The sequence below is a fragment of the Mycolicibacterium aromaticivorans JS19b1 = JCM 16368 genome, from assembly GCF_000559085.1.
GTDB classification, from domain to species: domain Bacteria; phylum Actinomycetota; class Actinomycetes; order Mycobacteriales; family Mycobacteriaceae; genus Mycobacterium; species Mycobacterium aromaticivorans.
Window position 1 is genome coordinate 1,156,853 of the sequence record NZ_JALN02000001.1, and the last position, 15,105, is coordinate 1,171,957.

Sequence of the window (15,105 nt, forward strand, 5' to 3'; positions counted from 1 at the left end):
GCACCGCCATGCAGACCTTTCTCCTGTTGACCGTCGCCCTGCCCTTGGCCGGCGCGGTGATCCTGCTGCTGGGCGGTAAGGCCACCGACGCGTGGGGGCATCTTCTGGGCTGCGCCGCGGTGATCGGCGCGTTCGCCTGCGGCGCGGTGTTGTTCACCCATCTAATCGGTCTGCCCAGTGAAGACCGGACCGTGCACGAGGTGCTGTTCTCCTGGGTGCCGGTCGGAGTCCTGCGGGTGGACTTCGGCCTGCAACTCGATGCGCTGTCCATGTGCTTCGTGCTCTTGATTACCGGCGTCGGGGCGCTGATCCACATCTACTCGATCGGCTACATGAAAACCGATCCCGGCCGCCGGCGGTTTTTCGCCTACCTCAACCTGTTCGTCGCCGCGATGTTGTTGCTGGTGCTCGCCGACAACTACCTCGGCCTCTACATGGGTTGGGAAGGTGTGGGTCTGGCGTCGTACCTTCTGATCGGGTTCTGGTCGTACAAACCGAGCGCGGCCACCGCGGCGAAGAAGGCGTTCGTGGTCAACCGGGTCGGCGACATGGGTCTGGCGATCGCGTTGATGGTCTTGTTCGCCACGCTGGGCTCGGTCACCTTCAGCACGGTGTTCAGTGCAGTGCCGCAGATGACGTCGGGTGTGTTGACCGCCGTCGGTCTGCTGCTCCTGCTCGGGGCGTGCGGCAAGAGCGCGCAGGTGCCGCTGCAGTCCTGGCTCGGCGACGCCATGGAGGGCCCCACTCCGGTGTCCGCCCTTATCCACGCCGCCACCATGGTCACTGCCGGTGTGTATCTGATCGTCCGCTCCGGCCCGATCTTCACCGCTGCGCCCGCCGCGCAGACCGCCGTCGTCACCGTGGGGGCGGTGACCCTGTTGTTCGGGGCGATCATCGGCTGCGCGAAAGACGACATCAAAAAGGCTCTCGCCGCCTCCACCATGAGCCAGATCGGCTACATGGTGCTCGCCGCCGGCCTCGGCCCCGCCGGCTATGCGGTGGCCATCATGCATCTGCTCACCCACGGCTTCTTCAAAGCCGGCCTGTTCCTCGGCGCCGGCTCGGTCATGCACGCGATGAACGACGAAACCGACATGCGTCGCTTCGGCGGCCTGCGTACGCTGCTGCCCGTCACCTTCGTCACCTTCGGGCTGGGCTATCTCGCCATTATCGGCGTCCCACCGTTCGCCGGGTACTTCTCCAAAGACGCGATCATCGAAACCGCCCTCAACACCGGCGGACTCAAAGGATTGCTCCTCGGCGGTGCCGCCCTGCTCGGCGCCGGGATCACCGCGTTCTACATGACCCGGGTGATGCTGCTGACGTTCTTCGGGCAGCGGCGCTGGAAGCCCAACACCCACCCGCACGAATCCCCCGCCTCGATGACGGCACCGATGATCGTCCTCGCGGTCGGCTCGGTCGGCGCCGGAGCGCTGCTCGCCATCGGCAAAACCCTGGAGCACTGGCTGGAACCCGTCGTCGGACATCACGAGGCCGCACACGTCTTTCCGGCCTGGATCATCACCGTCACCGCACTGGGCGTCGTCGCGATCGGTATCGCGGTGGCGTACCGGCAGTACGCGAACCACAAGGTTCCCGAGTCCGCACCGCTGGACGTTTCCGCGTTGACCGTCGCGGCGCGCAACGATCTCTACGGTGACGCGTTCAACGAGGCGGCGTTCATGCGCACGGGCCAGGAACTCACCAAAGGCCTTGTCGCCGTAGATGAGAAGGGCGTCGACGGGGTGACGAAGGGGCTGGCATTCGTGGTCGGGCGGTTGTCGGACCGCCTGCGCCAGGTGCAGACCGGGTACGCCCGCTCCTATGCGTTGTCCATGTTGGCCGGTACTGCGCTGGTGGTCGCCGCAGTCCTCTTCACGGCGTGGAGGTGAGTGGCATGATTCCCTGGCTGACCATTCTGTGGGCCATCCCGGTCATCGGCGCGGCCCTGATCATCCTGCTGCCTGCCTCGCTGCGGCAGGCCGCGAAGTACGCCGGTGTGGTGGTGTCCCTCGCGGTTCTGGCGCTATCGCTGGTGCTCGCGGTGCGGTTCGATCCGACCGGCCAACAATTCCAGTTCGTCGAAAACCACCCGTGGATACCGTCGTTCGGCACCGGTTACATTCTCGGCCTCGACGGGATCGCCCTGGCTCTGGTGGTGCTCACCGCCGTGCTGGTGCCGATCCTGCTGATCGCCGGCTGGAACGACGCCGACGACCGGCCGGGGTTGTCCGGGCGGGCATCGCACGGCTACATCGCGCTGATGCTCGCGGTCGAGGGCATGGTGATGATGTCGCTGGTCGCCCTGGACATCCTGCTGTTCTATGTGTTCTTCGAAGCCATGCTGATCCCGATGTACTTCCTGATCGGCGGGTTCGGCGGCGAGAATCGGTCCAAGGCCGCGGTGAAGTTCTTGCTGTACAACCTGTTCGGCGGGTTGATCATGCTGGCCGCGGTGATCGGTCTCTATGTGGTGACGTCGGCCAGCAAGGCGTTCGAGGCAGGAACGTTCGACTTCCGTGTGATCGCCGACGCGGTGGCCACTGGGAAGTTCACCATGAGCCCCGGCATCGCCAACGCGGTGTTCGGAGGGTTCATGTTCGCTTTCGCGGTGAAAGCTCCGCTATGGCCGTTCCACCGGTGGCTGCCCGACGCAGCCGTCCAGGCCACGCCCGCGTCGGCGGTGTTGATGATGGCCGTGATGGACAAGGTCGGCACATTCGGGATGCTGCGTTACTGCCTGCCGCTGTTCCCTGATTCCGCAACGTATTTCCGCCCGGTCATCATCGCCCTGGCCGTTATCGGCATCGTCTACGGGGCCGTCCTGGCGATCGGCCAGACCGACGTCATGCGGCTGATCGCTTACACCTCGATCAGCCACTTCGGCTTCATCATCCTCGGCATCTTCGTGATGACCAGCCAGGGTCAGGCCGGCTCCACCCTGTACATGGTCAACCACGGAATCTCCACCGCCGCGCTGTTCTTGATCGCCGGGTTCCTGGTCAGCCGCCGCGGCAGCCGCCTCATCGCCGACTACGGCGGAGTCCAGAAAGTCGCACCCGTGCTGGCGGGCACCTTCCTGGTGGCGGGCCTGGCGACGCTGTCGCTACCGGGCCTGGCGCCGTTCATCAGTGAATTCCTGGTCCTCATCGGCACATTCACCCGCTACCCGGCCTTCGCCGTCATCGCGTCGGTGGCGCTGGTGCTCTCGGCGATCTACATCCTGTGGCTCTATCAGCGGATGATGACCGGTCCCGTCACTGACGGAACCGACCGCGTGCGGGATCTGCGGCCACGGGAACTGCTCGTGGTGGCACCGTTGATCGCGCTGTTGATCGGCCTCGGGGTATACCCGAAGATCGCCCTGGATGTCATCAACCCGGCGGTGACCGCAACACTGACATCGATTCACGAACCCGACCCGGCGCCGACGGTCGCGGAAGGGGCCCGCCCGTGACCGCGCCCAGCATCGAATACAGCCAAGTCGCCCCGGTATTGATCGTCGTCGGCGTGGCCGTCGCCGGAGTGCTGGTCGAGGCGTTCGCGCCCCGCAAGAGCCGCTACGCAACTCAAGTCACCCTGAGCCTGGCGGGCCTGGTGGCCGCCTTCGCCGCCGTGGTGCTGTTGGCTCGCGATCTGCACGGGGTGGGTCAGTCCGCGGTGGTCGGCGCGGTCGCGGTCGACGCTCCCGCACTGTTCCTGCAGGGCACCATCCTGCTGATCGGGGTGCTCGGCGTGTTGTTGATCGCCGAACGTCGCACACCGGCCGAATTCGAGGACAGCTCAGCAACATTGGACGCCTTCACCCCGGACGCGTCAACGGTGCCGGGCAGCGTCGCGGAGAAGATCGCCATCAAGGCGGCGCTGGTCCAGACCGAGGTGTTCCCGCTGACCATGTTCGCGGTGGCCGGGATGATGCTGTTCCCGGCGGCCAACGACCTGCTGACGATGTTCGTGGCGCTGGAGGTGTTCTCGCTGCCGCTGTACCTGATGTGTGGGCTGGCTCGCCGCCGCCGGCTGCTGTCTCAGGAATCAGCGCTGAAATACTTTCTGCTGGGCGCGTTCTCGTCGGCGTTCTTCCTCTACGGCATCGCCCTGCTGTACGGCTACGCGGGCACCTTGAGCCTGCCCGGAATCGCGCGCGCGATCGATGTCAATACCGACAACTCCGCGTTGGCGCTGGTCGGCGCGGCTCTGGTCGCCGTCGGTGTGCTGTTCAAGGTCGGTGCGGTGCCGTTCCACTCCTGGATCCCTGACGTTTACCAGGGCGCGCCCACCCCGATCACCGCATTCATGGCGGCCGCCACAAAGGTTGCCGCTTTCGGCGCGATGCTGCGCATCTTCTACGTCGCGCTGCCCGGCCTCAACCACGAATGGCGGCCAGTCCTGTGGGCGGTGGCGATCCTCACCATGGTCGTCGGCACGATCACCGCGGTGACCCAGACCGACGTCAAGCGCATGCTCGCGTATTCGGCTGTGGCGCATGCCGGTTTCATCCTCACCGGGGTGATCGCCGCGAACCCGCCAGGGCTGTCGGCCACCCTGTTCTATCTCTTCGCCTACGGGTTCTCCACCCTGGGTGCCTTCGCCGTGGTGAGCGTGGTCCGCGACGCGACCGGAGCCGAGGAGACCGACATGTCTCGCTGGGCGGGATTGGGCCGGCGCTATCCCCTTGTCGGCGTGGTGTTTTCACTCTTCTTGCTCGCGTTCGCCGGCATACCGCTGACCAGCGGGTTCGTCAGCAAGTTCGCGGTGTTCAAGGCGGCCGGGCAGGGCGGCGCGATCCCACTCGTGGTGGTGGGTGTGATCGCCTCGGCGATCGCGGCGTACTTCTACGTGCGGGTGATCGTGCTGATGTTCTTCACCGACCCGCCGCAGGACGCCCCGGAGGTCGTCACGCCCAGCTCGTTGAGTGTCGCAACCATCACTGTGACCGCGGCCATCACGTTCGCGCTCGGTGCGCTGCCCCAGCCGCTGCTCGACCTCGTCGACCATGCGGCTAGATTCCTGGATTGATGATTCTCCTCAGCGATGACCACGGCGCAGTCCGGGTTTTGACGATGAACCGCCCCGAGGTGCGCAATGCCTTGAGCACCGAGTTGTTCGAGGCGCTCTATACCGCGCTCGGTGCGGCCGAGGCCGACGAGTCGGTGCGTGCCGTGGTGCTCACCGGCACCGATCCGGCGTTCTGCGCCGGTGTCGACCTCAAGCAGGCGCAGAGCCTGGGCATGGACTATTTCGGGCGGTTCGACAAAATGAACTGCATGAACGCCATCGTCGAGCTGAGCAAGCCGGTCGTCGGGGCGATCAACGGTGCGACCTTCACCGGCGGTTTGGAGATCGCGCTGGCTTGCGACTTCCTGATCGCCTCGGAGCGTGCCGTTTTCGCCGACACCCACGCCCGGGTCGGGATCCTGCCCGGCGGCGGGATGACGGCGCGACTGCCCCGGCTGGTCGGGTCCGCCATGGCGCGACGCCTGTCGATGACCGGCGAGGTGGTCGACGCCCGGCGCGCCGAGAAGATCGGGCTGGTCACCGAAGTGGTTGCCCACGAACACCTTCTGCCGCGTGCGCTCGACCTCGCCGGCCAGATCGCAGAAGTGCCGTCCCCCACCATGTCGGGTCTCAAGGAGATATACCGCACCGGGACCGCGGCGGTCACCGGGCCTGCGTTGAAGGCCGAACGAGCGGTGGCCGCCGACTCCCATGTCAGCACCGATGAGCTGGCCGCGCGTCAGCGCGAGGTGGCCGAGCGCAACAAGCGGCAGATGTAGTCCCTCGCCCAAACCGACAATTCGCCGGGAAAGTGCGAGTAAATCGCAGCAAAACGTCGATTTCAGCATGTGAGTGATTCAATATCGTCTTGTGACAGACTGCGTTCGCACCGGTGCGGCTTTTCTCGGCCTGGTGGTACTGCTCAGCGGGTGCGGATCGCATCCCGATCAGCCTCGCGAGTCCACCGCCAGTCCCTCGACGGCGCAGGCGAGCCCGGCACAGTCGGACCACCCGGCCGACCCATCCGAGGCAGGCAAAGGCGATTCGCCGGGCTCGATGATTCCGAGGTACGACGATGCCACCTCGCCGGAGGCCAAGACCGGCCGCGATATCCAAGAGCAGGCCGACCTCCTGAACCATCTTTCGACCAGTGTCAACAACACCCTCAAACTGCCGCACGACATCCAGTTGGTCGGTAAGCAATGTGACACGGCCAACGCGTATTGGGATCCGGGCGACAACTCGGTGGTGCTCTGCTACGAAGAAGCGACGGAGGGTCTGGAGATCTACACCAAAGCCGGTGACGCCGATCCGAGGGCATCCACCGTCAACGGCGAGATCGCCACCTTCTACCACGAGCTCGGTCACATGGTGATCAGCCTGTACGACCTGCCCATCACCGGTCGCGAAGAGGATGTCGCCGACCAGCTTTCGGCCTACATCCTGCTGACGCCGGGACCGGACGGCAAAGTGGACCCGGCCAATGTGCAGGCCGTCAAAGACTCGGCACGTGAATTCCAGGGCTACGCCGAGGCCGCCGGTGAACTCGATGACAACGACCTCGCCGGTGGGCATTCGCCGAACAAGGTGAGGGCCTTCAACATGGAATGCTGGGTCTACGGTTCGAACCCGGCCGCCAACGGCGACCTGGTCGGCGACGGCCATCTTCCCCAGAGTCGCGCCGAGCTGTGCGAGGACGAATGGGACAAGCTGAGCCACGCGTGGAGTCAGCTGCTGGGCCCGCACTTGAAGTAGCTGCGGCACCAGCGTCGGTCACCGCTAACCCAGCGCGGACTCGGTGTTGGTGAACGCCGCGAAGCTGCCGTCAAGCGCTTCGAGATGGCCGATGGTTCGGCCCGTGACGACGTTCGGGTCGACCAGAGCCAATTCTACTGCGGCACGGGCGAACTCGTCATCCGGCGACACGCTCGCGAATTCGGTGCGGTAGTAGGACAAGCCCGGTGTCGGGATCGGCCGCGACGGTGCCAGCGCGTTGACCGCGATGTTGTGCCGCTGCAGATCGTAGGCCGCGCACCAGGTCAGGTGCTCCAGCGCGGCCTTCGATCCGCCGTAACCGGGCAGCACACCACCCGTGAAGTTCGTGTACGGCCCGTCACCGGGCACCCGGGATGCCACGGACGTGACATTGATGATCGAGCCGACACCGGCGGCGAACATGTCGGGGCACACCAGCTGCATCAGCTCGTAGGAGGCGAACACGCCGATCTCGAAGTGCCGTCGATAGGCAGTGAACGGAATCGTCACGAAGCCCGGCCATTCGGCGTTGGCAGCCGCCGGCACACTCGTGGGCTTCGGCGCCTTCGGTGCGGCATCCGGCTTGGGCGGGCGTCCCGGCGCGGTGAACGCGGCGTTGTTCACCAGAATCGTGATGGGCCCCAACGCTGCCCGGGCTTCGTCGACCAGGCGGGGAAGGTCGTCGCGATCGAGGAGGTCGGCGGCAATCGCCACAGCCTGCCCACCGCCGGCTTCGATGGCCGCGACGGTGTCGCCGATGGTGCCCGGCAGCCGGTCGTCCCACTGCTGCTGGGTTCGCGCCACCACCGCCACCGCCGCGCCCTCGGCGGCCAGCGCCAGGGCGGTCGCGCGGCCGAGCCCACGGCTCGCGCCGGTGACGATGGCGGTTCGGCCGGCAAGTCGTCCAGTCATCGCACTCCTGACAGTCATAGCGCCACCCCGTGGACGAGGATCGCCGCGGTCTGGTCCACCCAGCTCTCGTCGAGAACGTCGTCGGGGCGCAACAGTAACCGCATCATCGTCGCACCACCGATCAGTTCGATGAGGCGTTCCGGGTCGACGTCGGCGTGCACTTCGCGGCAGTGCACCGCTTCGGTCAGGCGATCCCGCACCGCGGCGAACAATTCGGTGAACCGGGACATCACCCGGGCGTTCAGCGCCGCGTCGGCGCTCATGTCCGCGATCAGCCCGGGCAGCGCGGCGCGCACCACAGGACTGGTGAACACGTCGCGAGTGGCCGAGAGCATCGCGCGGACATCGGCTGAAATATCGCCGGCCGGCGTCGTCAACGCCGTCGGCGCGGTCGGGAAAGCCGCCTCATGGACCAACTCGGCCTTACTCGACCAGCGACGGTACAGGGCCGTCTTCGTCGTCCCCGCCCGTTCGGCGACGGCCGCCAAAGTCAGATTCGGATAACCGATTTCGACAAGGAGCTCCGCAGTGGCACGCAGTATGGCAGCGTCGATACGCGGATCGCGGGGCCTCCCCGGGACCACGGTCTTGTCAAGCGAAGACGCGTCTGCTTTCATAACGCTACCCACCGTATCGTAATAGGGTTGGAGAGGACAAAGGTGACCAACCAACCGTCTGTAGAAACCGACCTCGATCGGCTGCAACGTTCCGGTCGTGACGTCAGCACCGTTCCCGCGCTGCTGTCGGAATGGCTGTCGACCGTCATGCCTGGCGGTGTCACGCCCGACGTGACTGTCGAAAGCGGCATCGACTCCAACGGCATGTCGTCGGAGACGATCATCCTGACCGGCCGCTGGGTGCAGGACGGCAAACAGGTCGAGCAGAAGTGGGTGGCCCGGGTGGCACCCACCACCGAGGACGTCCCGGTCTTCATCACCTACCGGATGGACCATCAGTTCGAGGTCATCCGGCTGGTCGACGAACTGACCGACGTGCCGGTGCCGAAGGTGCGCTGGATCGACCCGACGGGCACGGTGCTCGGCGCCCCGTTCTTCCTGATGAACCATGTCGACGGCATCGTCCCACCCGACGTGATGCCGTATACGTTCGGGGACAACTGGTTTGCCGACGCGCCGGCCGAGCAGCAGCGTGCGCTGCAGGATGCGACAGTCGAGGTGCTGGCCAAGCTGCACTCGATTCCCAACGCCGCCGACTCATTCGGGTTCCTCGCCGAAGCAGTGCCCGAGGGTGACACCCCGCTGCGTCGCCAATTGAACTGGCTCAAGGGCTGGTACGAGTTCGCCGTACCCGACATCGGCCGCTCGCCGCTGGTCGAGACCGCACTGACTTGGCTGGAAGACAACTTCCCCACCGAAGTCGCGGCCGGCGAAACCGTGCTGGCGTGGGGCGACTCGCGTATCGGCAACGTGCTCTACGAGGACTTCCGGCCGGTCGCGGTGCTGGACTGGGAGATGGCGACGCTGGGTCCGCGTGAGCTTGACGTGGCGTGGATCATCTTCGCGCACATGGTGTTCCAGGAACTCGCGGGACTCGCCGGGATGCCCGGCCTGCCGGACGTGATGCGTGAAGAGGACGTTCGCGCCACCTACCAGAAGCTGACCGGCGTCGAACTCGGCGACCTGCGCTGGTTCTACGTCTACTCCGGGGTGATCTGGTGCTGCGTTTTCATGCGCACCGGCGCGCGCCGCGTGCACTTCGGCGAGATCGAAAAGCCAGCGGACGTCGAGTCGACGTTCTACCACGCCGGGCTGCTGCGCCGGCTCATCGAGGAGGCATAGCCACCATGCTCGGACCGCTCGACGAATATCCCGTCCACCAGGCGCCGCTGCCGATCGCCTGGCCGAACTCCTCGGACCGGAACTTCTACGACCGCAGCTATTTCAACGCCCACGACCGCACCGGCGACATCTTCTTGATCACCGGCATCGGCTACTACCCCAATCTCGGGGTCAAGGACGCCTACGTACTCGTGAGGCGGGGTGACACGCAGACCGCGGTCCACGTGTCCGACTCGATCGACCAGGACCGGCTCAACCAGCACTGCAACGGCTACCGCGTCGAGGTGATCGATCCGCTGCAGAAGGTACGGATCGTCATGGACGAGACCGAGGGTATGGCCGTCGACCTCACCTGGGAAGGCCTGTTCCCGGTCGTTCAGGAGCAGCCGCACATCATGCGTCAGGGAAACCGGGTGACACTGGACGCGCAGCGGTTCGCCCAATTAGGTTCCTGGGCAGGACATATCGTCATCGATGGCGAGGAGATCGCCGTCGACCCGTCGGTGTGGATCGGCAGCCGCGACCGGTCGTGGGGTATCCGTCCGATCGGCGAGGCCGAGCCCGCCGGTCGCCCGGCCGACCCGCCTTTCGAAGGCATGTGGTGGCTGTATGTCCCGATGGCCTTCGAGGACTACGCGATCGTCATCATCATCCAGGAGGCGCCCGATGGCTTCCGCTCGCTCAACGACTGCACGCGGATCTGGCGCGACGGACGGGTCGAGCAGCTGGGCTGGCCGCGGGTCAAGATCCACTACCGCTCAGGCACTCGCATTCCGACCGGCGCGACAATCGAGGCCACTGACGCCAAGGGCGCGACGCTTCGTTTCGATGTGGAGTCGAAGCTGCCCGTTCCGATCCACGTCGGCGGCGGCTACGGCGGCGACTCAGATTGGATCCACGGCGTGTGGAAGGGCGAGAAGTTCGCCGAGCGACTCACCTATGACATGAACGATCCGGCCATCATCGGACGCTCCGCGTTCGGCGTGATCGACCACGTCGGGCGCGCAGTGTGCCACGACGGCGCATCGTCGGTCGAGGGCTGGGGCCTGTTCGAACACGGCGCCCTGGGCCGCCACGACCCGTCGGGCTTCGCCGACTGGCTGACGGTCGCGCCGTAACCACATCGTGAAAGTTCTGACTGCCCTGTTCGGGCCCACCGATGCGGTCGATCGTGCCCGGGCCCTGCGCGAAGCCGGCGCCAGCGGTGTGTTCACCTTCGAAGGCCCGCACGACGTGTTCGCACCGCTGACGCTGGCCGCCGGCGTCGGCGGCCTGGACCTGATGACCAACGTGGCAATCGCGTTCCCGCGCAACCCGATCCAGTTGGCCCACCAGGCCTACGATCACCAGCTGCTTGCCCAGGGCCGGTTCACCCTCGGACTGGGCACCCAGGTGCGCGCCCAGATCGAGAAGCACTATGGCGCGGTGTTCGACAAACCGGTCGCGCGGATGCACGAGCTGGTCCGCGCGCTGCGGGCAATCTTTGCCACCTGGGAGACCGGCGAGCGACTGGATTTCCGCGGCGAGTACTACCGCCACACCTTGATGACACCGATGTTCAATCCTGGCCCGAATCCCTTTGGGCCGCCGCCGATTTACGTCGGTGCGCTGGGACCTCGGCTCACCAGGGCGACCGCGGAGGTGGCGGACGGACTGCTGGTGATGCCGTTCGGCTCGGCGAAGTTCCTGCGCGAGTCGACGATGCCCGCGGTGCGCGACGGGCTCGCCGCGGCCGGACGGTCCGAGTCGTCGTTCGCGATCGTGCCCGAGATCATCCTGTCCGCGGGCGAGGATCACGACGCGACGCGGCGGCTGCTGGCGTTCTACGGATCCACCCCGGCGTACCGCCCGGTGCTCGACATCCACGGCTGGGGTGATCTGCAGCCCGAGCTGAATTCGATGTCCAAGCAAGGCAAATGGCAGGAGATGGCCGACCTCATCAGTGACGAGGTGTTGCACACCATCGCGGCGTGCGGCACACCCAAGCAGATCGCCGCACACATCCGGGGTCGGGTGGACGGCGTCGGCGACACTGTCTGCCTGTATCAGCCGGGACCGATCGCCACCGAGACGCTGGCCGAGATCGTCGACGAGCTGGCCCGCTAGCCGCCGAAGTCGACGTTCTGCAGGTCGCCACGCGCCCTTTCGCTGCCAAACGTTGGTTTGGGCGAAAGGGACAGGCGACACTGGTGGGGTGGTGGGTTATGACGTAGTGGTGATCGGCGCGGGCTTCGCAGGCCTGGCAGCCGCACGGGAACTGGTCAAACACGGGCACGAGGTGCTGGTGCTGGAGGGCCGCGACCGCGTCGGCGGACGCTCGAGCACCGTATCGCTGGCCGGTGTTCCCGTCGACCTCGGCGGCACCTTCGTCGGCCCCACCCAGGATGCGGTGCTCGCGCTGGCCGATGAGCTCGGCTGCCGAACCTCCCCCACGTACCACGACGGCGCCAATCTCATCCGCTGGCGAGGCAGGGTGCGCTCCTACCGCGGCACGATTCCCAAGGTGTCGCTGTTCGGACTGCTCGACATCGGCCGGATCCAATGGCAGGTCGAGCGACTGGGCCGCGGCATCGACATCGCCCAACCCTGGACATCGGCCAAGGCCAAGCGGCTCGACGCGACGTCGCTCGGTGGCTGGTTGCGCTCGGTGGGCGCGAGCGCGTCGTCGCACGACCTGATGGCCATCATGTCTCGGGTCACCTGGGGGGCGGAGCCCGACGCGGTGTCGATGCTGCATGCGGTGCGCTACGTCAAGGCAGCCGGGGGGTTGGACCGCATGCTCGACGTGGTCGGCGGCGCCCAGCAGGACCACTTCCCCGGCGGCACCCAGCAGATCGCCGACGCGATGGCCGCCGAACTGGGTGACCGCGTGCGGCTGAGTGCGATAGCCACGCGAATCGAATGGTCCGATGACGCGGTCGCGGTCACGTCGTCAGCCGGCGTCGTCGAGGCTCGACGTGTAATCGTGGCGATCCCGCCGGCGCACCGGCTGAACATCGACGTCGCCCCTGCACCGCCGATCGGCTACCAGCAGCTGGCCCAAAGCTGGCCGCAGGGCGCCCTGAGCAAGGCGTACGTCGCGTATCGGCGCCCGTTCTGGCGCGACAAAAGCCTGTCCGGGCAGGCGCTGTCCGACGAGGGCCCGGTGTTCATCACGTTCGACGTCAGCCCCGGCGACGACGGCCCGGGAATCCTGCTCGGGTTCGCCGACTCCCGCGGATTCGACGCCCTCGGCGCCGAGGAGCGCCGCAAGCAAGCACTCGGCTGCTTCTCGGCGTTGTTCGGCCCGGACGCCGAGAACCCCATCGATTACCTCGACCACTGTTGGGGGGCCGAGACTTTCGCACCTGGCGGCCCGACCGCGGCGGTTCCACCCGGCTCCTGGACGGAGTTCGGCAGTCTGCTACGCGAACCGGTCGGACCGCTGCACTGGGCAGGCACCGAGACCGCGGACGAGTGGACCGGCTTCCTGGACGGCGCGGTGCGGTCCGGGCGGCGTGCGGCAGCGGAAGTGGTTGCGGCGCTTAGGAGCTGATGCGCTGCGCGGTCACCGCTGAGATCAGTGTGCGCAGGTGCCCGTTTACGACGTCGGGATGCTCCAGGATCGCGCAGTGTCCGCCCGGCGTCTCGACCAGGTCGACCAGGTTGGGCACAGCGTCGGCGATCTTACGGGACTGGCACATCGGCAACAGCCGGTCGTCGGTGCTGCCGATCACCAGTGTGGGCACCGTCAGGCCGGTGAGGTCGATGTGGCGGGAATTCATCTCGTCGACGAGCACTCGCGCCCAGGCCCCGCGTCCGCCGGCCGGAGTCTCGGCGAACAGGTCGTGAACCAGCTTGCCGATCGCCGGATCGGCGCCCGCACCCACGGCCATCATCGTTACGAACCAGCGGCTGCCGGGCTGGGCGCCCCACACCAGTGGCGCGCCGCCGAATGTCCTGATCATGTGACGTGCGGCGAGCGATCGGCCGGCCGCCAACATGGCGGGCACCCGCAGCAGGTTGATCTCTTTCAGAAGGTCGCCGGTGGTGGTGTTGATCAGCGCGACGGCGTCGGCACGCCGGGCAACGCGGTGCCGATAGCGGTCGGCCCAGGAACTGATCGCGATGCCGCCCATCGAATGCCCCGCGATCACCGCTCGTTCGCCCGGACGCAAGGTCGCGGTCAGCACGGAGTCCAGGTCCCCGGCCAGGTGGCCGAGGCTGTAGCCGGACCGCCGGGGGACGTCGCTGCGGCCGTGTCCGCGATGGTCGTAGGCGATTACCCGGAAGTCGCTGGACAGATCTTTGATCTGCTGATGCCAGACCCGCAGCGCGCAGGTGATGCCGTGGGCCAGCACGATCGGATAGCCATCGTCGGGGCCGAACACCTCGGTGTGGAGCCGGGTGCCGTCGGCGGCCCGCACCTCAACTGTCCGGCTGGGCGGCAGGTCGATACCGTTCTTGACGGCCGTACGGGACGCTGACATGGCCCCCTCCTCGCTCGGGACGGCGCCACTGCCGCTCCGGGATCCCTAGAGTAACCACCGCGAACGCAATCGAACCGTCGCACCGCGCGGGTCGTTACCGCACCGTGCCTCTTAGGATGACCCGGTGACCGAGCACGCGTTCACCGACGCCGAACGCCGCGCCGTCTACCGCGTCATCCACGAGCGCCGGGACATGCGCAGGTTCAGCCCAGGGGCGTCGGTACCCGATGCGGTGCTGGCGCGGTTGCTGGCGGCCGCCCACGCCGCCCCCAGCGTCGGCCTGATGCAGCCCTGGCGGTTCCTGCGCATCACCGACACGGGGTTGCGGCACAAGATCCATGCTCTGGTCGATGAAGAGCGCAGGCACACTGCCGACGCTTTGGGTGCCAGGGCGGAAGAATTCCTCGCGCTCAAGGTGGAGGGCATCCTGGATTGCGCTGAATTGCTGGTGGTGGCGCTCGGCGACGGCCGCGAGAACCACGTCTTCGGCCGCCGCACGATGCCGCAGATGGACCTGGCTTCAGTGTCGTGCGCGATCCAGAACTTGTGGTTGGCAGCGCGAGCCGAGGGCCTCGGGATGGGCTGGGTGTCCATCTTCGATCCGCAGCGACTTGGCGAGCTACTGGGGATTCCCGCCGGCGGTGAGCCGGTGGCCGTCTTGTGCCTCGGCCCGGTGCCAGACTTCCCTGACCGCCCTGCGCTCGAACTCGACGAGTGGACGTTCGGGCGTCCACTCGCCGAATTCGTCAGCGAAAACCGTTGGAGTTAGCCAGATTCGATTAACCGACGGAGGCGCAACCCACGTACGGGATGCATCCGGTTGCCCCGCCGGGCCCGGCCGAGCCGCTGGGACCGTTCGGGATCCCGCCGCTGGCACCGCCGCGGTCCGCGGTACCGCCGGGACCATTCGGAATCGACCCGGACGCGCCAGACGGGCCGGCCACGCCGCCCGGACCACCGGGAATGACACCGGACGCGCCGTTCGGGCCGGCGGTGGCGACCGGGCAGGGGCTGCCGTCAGGGTTGACGCAGCCCGGCGCGGGATCGGCGGCAGCGAGTGGAGCGACCGCGATCGCGGCAGCTGCCGCACCGGAGAACAGAACTGATGTCAAAGAGAGTGTTTTCAGTGCCATGCAGATTTCGTACCCGAATTGACGACAACAGAATCGGCGATG

General features: G+C 66.8%; 14 protein-coding genes. 10 read left to right on the forward strand and 4 right to left on the reverse strand.

From position 1 onward, the window contains the following. Positions 1 to 8: 8 nt before the first annotated feature. The 5 genes from nuoL to Y900_RS05630 all read left to right on the forward strand — a co-directional run bounded on the left by nuoL (position 9) and on the right by Y900_RS05630 (position 6,750). The gene (nuoL, locus tag Y900_RS05610) at positions 9 to 1,892 is read left to right on the forward strand and encodes an NADH-quinone oxidoreductase subunit L (RefSeq protein WP_036345943.1); all 1,884 of its coding nucleotides are present in this window, start codon (positions 9 to 11) and stop codon (positions 1,890 to 1,892) included. 5 nt (positions 1,893 to 1,897) lie between these two features. After that, positions 1,898 to 3,457: an NADH-quinone oxidoreductase subunit M gene (locus Y900_RS05615; protein WP_036345945.1), complete on the forward strand. Its 1,560-nt coding sequence runs from the start codon at positions 1,898 to 1,900 to the stop codon at positions 3,455 to 3,457. Further along, positions 3,454 to 5,016, forward strand: coding sequence for an NADH-quinone oxidoreductase subunit NuoN (gene nuoN, locus Y900_RS05620; RefSeq protein ID WP_036339942.1), 1,563 nt, complete (start codon positions 3,454 to 3,456; stop codon positions 5,014 to 5,016). The genes Y900_RS05615 and nuoN overlap by 4 nt, the downstream gene beginning before the upstream one ends. Further along, positions 5,016 to 5,774 (forward strand): enoyl-CoA hydratase, encoded by a 759-nt coding sequence (locus Y900_RS05625; protein ID WP_036339943.1) that lies wholly within the window; start codon positions 5,016 to 5,018, stop codon positions 5,772 to 5,774. Before nuoN ends, Y900_RS05625 begins: the two co-directional genes overlap by 1 nt. A 91-nt stretch (positions 5,775 to 5,865) precedes the next feature. Further along, positions 5,866 to 6,750 (forward strand): DUF4344 domain-containing metallopeptidase, encoded by an 885-nt coding sequence (locus Y900_RS05630; protein WP_192827475.1) that lies wholly within the window; start codon positions 5,866 to 5,868, stop codon positions 6,748 to 6,750. 24 nt (positions 6,751 to 6,774) lie between these two features. Here the strand turns inward: Y900_RS05630 and Y900_RS05635 are convergent, their stop codons facing one another. After that, positions 6,775 to 7,662: an SDR family NAD(P)-dependent oxidoreductase gene (locus Y900_RS05635; protein WP_036339944.1), complete on the reverse strand. Its 888-nt coding sequence runs from the start codon at positions 7,660 to 7,662 to the stop codon at positions 6,775 to 6,777. 14 nt (positions 7,663 to 7,676) lie between these two features. Then, positions 7,677 to 8,279, reverse strand: coding sequence for a TetR/AcrR family transcriptional regulator C-terminal ligand-binding domain-containing protein (locus Y900_RS05640; RefSeq protein ID WP_036339945.1), 603 nt, complete (start codon positions 8,277 to 8,279; stop codon positions 7,677 to 7,679). Between the two features lie 42 nt (positions 8,280 to 8,321). Between Y900_RS05640 and Y900_RS05645 the strand changes: the two genes are divergently transcribed. The 4 genes from Y900_RS05645 (at position 8,322) to Y900_RS05660 (ending at position 12,996) form a co-directional block, all read left to right on the forward strand. Then, entirely contained in the window at positions 8,322 to 9,461 is a 1,140-nt protein-coding gene (locus Y900_RS05645) for a phosphotransferase family protein (protein WP_036339946.1), read from the forward strand. 5 nt (positions 9,462 to 9,466) lie between these two features. Further along, a complete protein-coding gene (locus Y900_RS05650; RefSeq protein ID WP_036339948.1) occupies positions 9,467 to 10,579 on the forward strand; it encodes an Rv3169 family protein in 1,113 nt (370 codons plus the stop codon). A 7-nt stretch (positions 10,580 to 10,586) separates the two neighbouring features. Next, positions 10,587 to 11,567, forward strand: a complete 981-nt coding sequence (locus Y900_RS05655; RefSeq protein WP_036339952.1) for a TIGR03617 family F420-dependent LLM class oxidoreductase — start codon at positions 10,587 to 10,589, stop codon at positions 11,565 to 11,567. A gap of 88 nt (positions 11,568 to 11,655) precedes the next feature. Then, entirely contained in the window at positions 11,656 to 12,996 is a 1,341-nt protein-coding gene (locus Y900_RS05660) for a flavin monoamine oxidase family protein (protein ID WP_036339953.1), read from the forward strand. On the opposite strand, the gene Y900_RS05665 is transcribed toward Y900_RS05660, so the two are convergent. Then, on the reverse strand, positions 12,986 to 13,930 hold the full coding sequence (locus Y900_RS05665) for an alpha/beta fold hydrolase (protein ID WP_036339955.1): 945 nt from the start codon (positions 13,928 to 13,930) through the stop codon (positions 12,986 to 12,988). The two genes, Y900_RS05660 and Y900_RS05665, sit on opposite strands and share 11 nt — an antisense overlap. A gap of 124 nt (positions 13,931 to 14,054) precedes the next feature. On the opposite strand from Y900_RS05665, the gene bluB reads away from it, so the two are divergent. Further along, on the forward strand, positions 14,055 to 14,699 hold the full coding sequence (gene bluB / locus Y900_RS05670; protein ID WP_036339957.1) for a 5,6-dimethylbenzimidazole synthase: 645 nt from the start codon (positions 14,055 to 14,057) through the stop codon (positions 14,697 to 14,699). Between the two features lie 10 nt (positions 14,700 to 14,709). Here the strand turns inward: bluB and Y900_RS05675 are convergent, their stop codons facing one another. Further along, positions 14,710 to 15,063 carry a hypothetical protein gene (locus tag Y900_RS05675; protein ID WP_036339959.1) on the reverse strand — a complete coding sequence of 118 codons (354 nt, stop codon included), beginning with the start codon at positions 15,061 to 15,063 and terminating at the stop codon, positions 14,710 to 14,712. Positions 15,064 to 15,105 lie beyond the last annotated feature (42 nt).

Bases quoted from the DNA above. Each gene is read 5' to 3' on its own strand.
- Y900_RS05635 (WP_036339944.1), bottom strand. From the start codon at position 7,662: ATGACTGGACGACTTGCCGGCCGAACCGCCATCGTCACCGGCGCGAGC.
- Y900_RS05615 (WP_036345945.1), top strand. From the start codon at position 1,898: ATGATTCCCTGGCTGACCATTCTGTGGGCCATCCCGGTCATCGGCGCG.
- nuoL (WP_036345943.1), top strand. From the start codon at position 9: ATGCAGACCTTTCTCCTGTTGACCGTCGCCCTGCCCTTGGCCGGCGCG.
- Y900_RS05675 (WP_036339959.1), bottom strand. From the start codon at position 15,063: ATGGCACTGAAAACACTCTCTTTGACATCAGTTCTGTTCTCCGGTGCG.
- Y900_RS05625 (WP_036339943.1), top strand. From the start codon at position 5,016: ATGATTCTCCTCAGCGATGACCACGGCGCAGTCCGGGTTTTGACGATG.
- Y900_RS05665 (WP_036339955.1), bottom strand. From the start codon at position 13,930: ATGTCAGCGTCCCGTACGGCCGTCAAGAACGGTATCGACCTGCCGCCC.
- Y900_RS05650 (WP_036339948.1), top strand. From the start codon at position 9,467: ATGCTCGGACCGCTCGACGAATATCCCGTCCACCAGGCGCCGCTGCCG.
- Y900_RS05640 (WP_036339945.1), bottom strand. From the start codon at position 8,279: ATGAAAGCAGACGCGTCTTCGCTTGACAAGACCGTGGTCCCGGGGAGG.